The sequence below is a fragment of the Fibrobacter sp. UWH1 genome (assembly GCF_002210365.1).
GTDB lineage: Bacteria > Fibrobacterota > Fibrobacteria > Fibrobacterales > Fibrobacteraceae > Fibrobacter.
Genome location: NZ_MWQG01000078.1, coordinates 1 through 4,553, shown reverse-complemented (window position 1 = coordinate 4,553; position 4,553 = coordinate 1). Strand labels below are relative to the sequence as shown.

The 4,553-nt window shown below is 48.7% G+C and carries 4 protein-coding genes; 3 read left to right on the top strand and 1 reads right to left on the bottom strand.

The window, feature by feature from the left end:
• The 3 genes from B7992_RS16850 to htpG all read left to right on the top strand — a co-directional run.
• Positions 1 to 652, top strand: a 652-nt coding sequence (locus B7992_RS16850) for a hypothetical protein (protein ID WP_217897630.1), incomplete at its 5' end; no start/stop codon positions are given.
• Positions 649 to 1,470 carry a nucleotidyl transferase AbiEii/AbiGii toxin family protein gene (locus B7992_RS16015; RefSeq protein WP_217897629.1) on the top strand — a complete coding sequence of 274 codons (822 nt, stop codon included), beginning with the start codon at positions 649 to 651 and terminating at the stop codon, positions 1,468 to 1,470. The genes B7992_RS16850 and B7992_RS16015, both read left to right, overlap by 4 nt.
• 216 nt (positions 1,471 to 1,686) lie before the next feature.
• Positions 1,687 to 3,573 carry a molecular chaperone HtpG gene (gene htpG, locus B7992_RS16010; RefSeq protein ID WP_088666793.1) on the top strand — a complete coding sequence of 629 codons (1,887 nt, stop codon included), beginning with the start codon at positions 1,687 to 1,689 and terminating at the stop codon, positions 3,571 to 3,573.
• A 145-nt stretch (positions 3,574 to 3,718) separates the two neighbouring features.
• On the opposite strand, the gene B7992_RS16005 is transcribed toward htpG, so the two are convergent.
• The gene (locus B7992_RS16005) at positions 3,719 to 4,489 is read right to left on the bottom strand and encodes a hypothetical protein (protein WP_073156327.1); all 771 of its coding nucleotides are present in this window, start codon (positions 4,487 to 4,489) and stop codon (positions 3,719 to 3,721) included.
• Between the last annotated feature and the right edge of the window lie 64 nt (positions 4,490 to 4,553).

Here is a 4,553-nt window from a genome sequence, read left to right as displayed (position 1 = left end):
CATTTGCACTATACCTGCCTTTTTGTATAGTGTCAACTTTTTTCAGGATAAGACAAATATTCCTGTGGATGTCGCTACGCTGGAGGGGTGCTTTCCCGAGCATAAGGCTCTGAATGGCAAATTGTCCGCTCTCGAAAAGAGCGGCGAACTGATCCGCCTAAAAAAGGGCTTATACGTGGTTGCTCCCGAAGTCAGCGGTGCTCTGATAGATTTGAATCTGGTCGCGAACCATATCTATGGTCCGTCCTATGTTTCTATGGAAACGGCCCTTGCATATTACGGGCTTATTCCAGAGCGAGTGTATCAGGTGAAATCCATGACCTTGAAACATTCCCGCTATTTTGAAAACTCGTTGGCAAATTTCTTGTACACGCAGACCACTCCAGAGTACTATTCCGTTGGCTTGAATGTTGAGGTCAAGGATGGTTACGGCTTTTTGATGGCTTCTCCAGAAAAGGCTTTGTGCGACCTGATAGTAAGTACGCCCAATCTTCATCCGCGCTTTAAAAGTGCCATGTACGAATTTTTGGAATCTGATTTGCGGTTGGATATGGATGCTTTCTTCAAGATGAATGTTTCTGTAATCAATCAGGTTTTAACCTGCTGCAAAAAGAAGCAGGACGTGGATTTGTTAAGGAGGATGCTTGAATGACAATTTTTGAACAGATGGTTCAGGGCTATGCAATCAATTCTGAAAATGACCGCCGTAACGCTGAGTACGAAGTCATGCAACAGATTGCACTAGCTGGATTGCAACGCGGAGGCTTTTTTGAAAAAGCAGCCTTCTACGGAGGAACTTGTCTTCGCATATTTCACGGGCTGGAACGATTTAGTGAAGATATGGATTTTTCCTTGGTGAATAAGGACGATGATTTCCATTTTGAAGATTATTTCCCTAGCACAGTGAATGAATTCAAGTCTGCCGGGCTTGATGTAGTAATTGTCAAAAAGCAAAAGAAGGATTTTGGAAAGGTTGAATCTGCTTTCTTGAAGGAAGATACTTCGGTTTATGATTTGAAGTTTAAGTCAACAAAAAGTATCAAGATTAAGATAGAGGTTGATACGGACCCTCCCTTGAATTTCGAAACGGAATCAAGAATTTCGTTGATGCCCTTCTCCTTTGCAACCCGCTGCTTTACCCTGCCTTGTCTTTTTGCCGGCAAGATGCATGCTCTGATTTTTAGAAATTGGAAACAACGCGTAAAGGGGCGTGACTGGTATGATTTTGAATGGTATGTCAGAAAGGGTGTTGCCCTGGATTTCTCTCATTTCCAAACAAGGTGCAACGAATTTTCCAAGATTGAAATGGATAAGGAACTTTTTTCCAAAATGCTTAAGGAAAAGTTGGCTACCACCGATATTAAGATGGTAAAGGCCGATGTTTTGCCTTTTGTAAAGGATCCCAAGTCGTTGGATATTTGGACTAACGATTACTTTGTCCAGTTGGCGGATATGGTGAAGCTTAGGTGAACTTTGGCACGGTTCTTGCATTTAGACCTACGAAAACAAAAGAAAAGTAGTTGTTTGTTTCAAAGTGAAACGTTGATGACTGCGAAATTGTATAAAAATGAACAGAAAGGCGTTCCTCTTGCTTCACTCCTCAAAGTGACCCCGTAGGGGGAACGACCTCACACCTGAAAGCGAAGCGTGCTGAAAGCACGAAGTGCGACCTACTAGGAGATAAAAATGGCAACTGAAAAAATGGAGTTCCAAACTGAAGTTCGCGACATGCTGAACTTGATGATCAATTCCCTTTACAGCAACAAGGAAATCTTCCTCCGCGAACTGGTTTCCAACGCTGCAGACGCACTGGACAAGCGCCGCTTCCTGTCCCTCTCCGATGCAAGCCTTTTGCCCAATGGTACCCAGCTCCGCATCGATATTGATGTAAACAAGGAGCAGAAGAAGCTGACCATTACCGATAACGGTATCGGCATGAACAAGGAAGACTTGATCAACTGCCTGGGCACCATCGCCCGTTCCGGCACCAAGAACTTCATCAAGAACCTGAAGGATTCCGATAAGTCTAGCGTGGATCTCATCGGTCAGTTCGGTGTGGGCTTCTACTCCATCTTCATGGTGGCCAAGAAGGTTGAAGTGTTGACCTTGAAGGCTGGCGAAACCCAGGGCTACCTGTGGAGCTCCGAAGGTACCGGCGAATTTGAAATTTCCGAATGCCCCCGTAACGAAGTGGGTACCAAGATTACCTTGTACCTGAAGGACGACGAAGACGCTGAAGACTTCACCAGCGAATGGAAGATTAAGGACATCGTCAAGAAGTACAGCGGCTTTGTGAACTACGGTATTTACTTCCACCCGGAAGCAACCAAGAACGACAAGGGCGAAATTGAAGTCAAGGAAGAAGAACGTCTTAACGACAAGACTGCTCTCTGGCGTCAGTCCGAAAAGGAAGTGAAGGAAGAAGAATACAAGGAATTCTACAAGGTCATCGGTCACGATGGTGGCGAACCCGCTTGCTGGAGCCACAGCCACGCCGAAGGTTCCCTGGAATTCTGGAGCTTGGTGTACATTCCGTCTAAGGCTCCCTACAACATTTGGCAGAACGATGCTCTCCATGGTCTGAAGCTCTATGTGAAGAAGACGTTCATCATGGACGACTGCAAGGACCTCTTGCCGCCTTGGCTCCGCTTTGTCCGCGGCGTAGTGGAATCCGAAGACTTGCCGCTGAACGTGAGCCGCGAAATTTTGCAGTCCAATAAGATTGTCACCAACATCCGTAAGCATGTGATCAAGAAGGTTCTTGACGCTCTGCAGAACATGGCCGACAAGGAAGCCGATAAGTACACTGCCTGGTGGAAGGAACTGGGCATGGTTCTGAAGGAAGGCTTCTACATGAACTGGGAACATCTTGATGAACTGAAGAAGCTGCTCCGCTTTGAAAGCACCAAGACCGAAGAAGGCAAGCTTGTTAGCCTCCAGGAATATGTGGACCGCATGCCGGAAGGCCAGAAGGAAATTTACTACCTCATTGGCGACAAGAACGCCGTGAAGTCTAACCCCATGCTGGAGGCTTTCAAGGCCAAGGGCTACGAAGTGCTTCTCATGAGCGATGGCATTGATGAATTCATGATGTCTTCTCTGATGGAATTCGGCGACAAGAAGTTCCACGACGTTTCCCGCGGTGATGTGGACTTCGAAAAAACTGAAGACGAAAAGAAGGCTGAAGAAGAAAACAAGGGCCTCTTCAAGGGTCTTTGCGAAAACCTCCAGAAGGTTCTGGACGAAGACATCAAGGAAGTCCGCGTATCTAGCCGTCTGAAGGACAGCCCCTGCTGCCTCGTCACCAGCGACGATGCCATGAGCGCCCAGATGGAACGCATGATGAAGGCCATGGGCCAGGCCAACGTGCCTAAGTCCAAGCGTATCCTGGAAATCAACCCGACGCACCCCATCTGCGAAATGCTGAAGGCTAAGGCTGAAGCAGGTTCTGATCTGGGTGATTGGCCCAAGGCTCTTTACGGTCAGGCACTCTTGGCTGAAGGTAGCCCGCTGCCTAACCCGGCAGAGTATGTAGCAGCAATTACAAAGCTGCTGACTGCTGCTGCTAAATAAACCGCGAACGGCCTCGCTCCCACCTAAAGGTCGCCTTTAGGTGTCGTCCTGAGATGCCGTAAGGCATCGAAGGATCTAGCGATAATTTCCCGCAAAAAAAGACCTCGTTCAAAAAACGAGGCCTTTTCTTTAATGTCAGACTTTTTTATTCTGCGGGATCCACAACCGGGGTGATTTCTGCGTCACCGCCACCGAATCCGCCCCAGGAGCCTTCGCCCCAGTTAAAGCCGCTGTTGTCGCCGTCACCGCCGAATCCCCAGCCGCTCAAGTCCATGGTCCATTCGCCATCCTTGCAGACGTAGGTGAAGCTCATGCCCAGGCCGGTGTCCACTTCCTTGGTGGCGCCTTCTTCGGTGCAGGAGTTATCGCCTTGTTGCCATTCGCCGTCCTTGCAGACCATCGAAAATCCCATCATTTCCTGGGTTGCGCCCTCGGTGCAGGAGTTATCGATGCCCCATTGGCCGTCCTTGCAGACGTATGTTATTTCCATGCCCATCATGGTCGTGGAGGTGGTTTCGCCTTCATTGGCGGCGGTGCATTCCGGCATGTTTTCGAACTGGTTTGCGAAGTCGCCCCAGCCCGTGGTATCGATGTTGTTGAAGAGGGAGTCGAGAGTGCTTGGGTCAAAGTCCCCAATGGGGTTGTCGCCCTTATTGCCTTCGTCCTTGTTGTTTTCGCTCGGGTTTTCTTCGGCCTGAGTGGCGGAAGATGCCGGAGTATCTGCTTCTGCAGCAGAAGATGCCGGGTCGGTTGCGTCTGCAGAGGAAGTGGGCTGGTTCGGGTCTTCCGCAGGTTCGACGCTGGAACTTGAAACCTCAGGTTCTTCTGCAGAGGATGAGGTGGATGAATCGCCACAAGCTACAAGTCCGAAAGTTGCAGCCAGTGCGACGATAGAAGAGATTCCCTTGATATTCATTTTAGGCTCCGCGGATTCTCATCGTCAAGTAAATCCGATCTAGGCTGAAAACAAAAAAAAATCC

Excerpts from the sequence above, each read along its gene's own strand:
- B7992_RS16015 (WP_217897629.1), top strand. The coding sequence starts at position 649 with ATGACAATTTTTGAACAGATGGTTCAGGGCTATGCAATCAATTCTGAA.
- htpG (WP_088666793.1), top strand. The coding sequence starts at position 1,687 with ATGGCAACTGAAAAAATGGAGTTCCAAACTGAAGTTCGCGACATGCTG.
- B7992_RS16005 (WP_073156327.1), bottom strand. The coding sequence starts at position 4,489 with ATGAATATCAAGGGAATCTCTTCTATCGTCGCACTGGCTGCAACTTTC.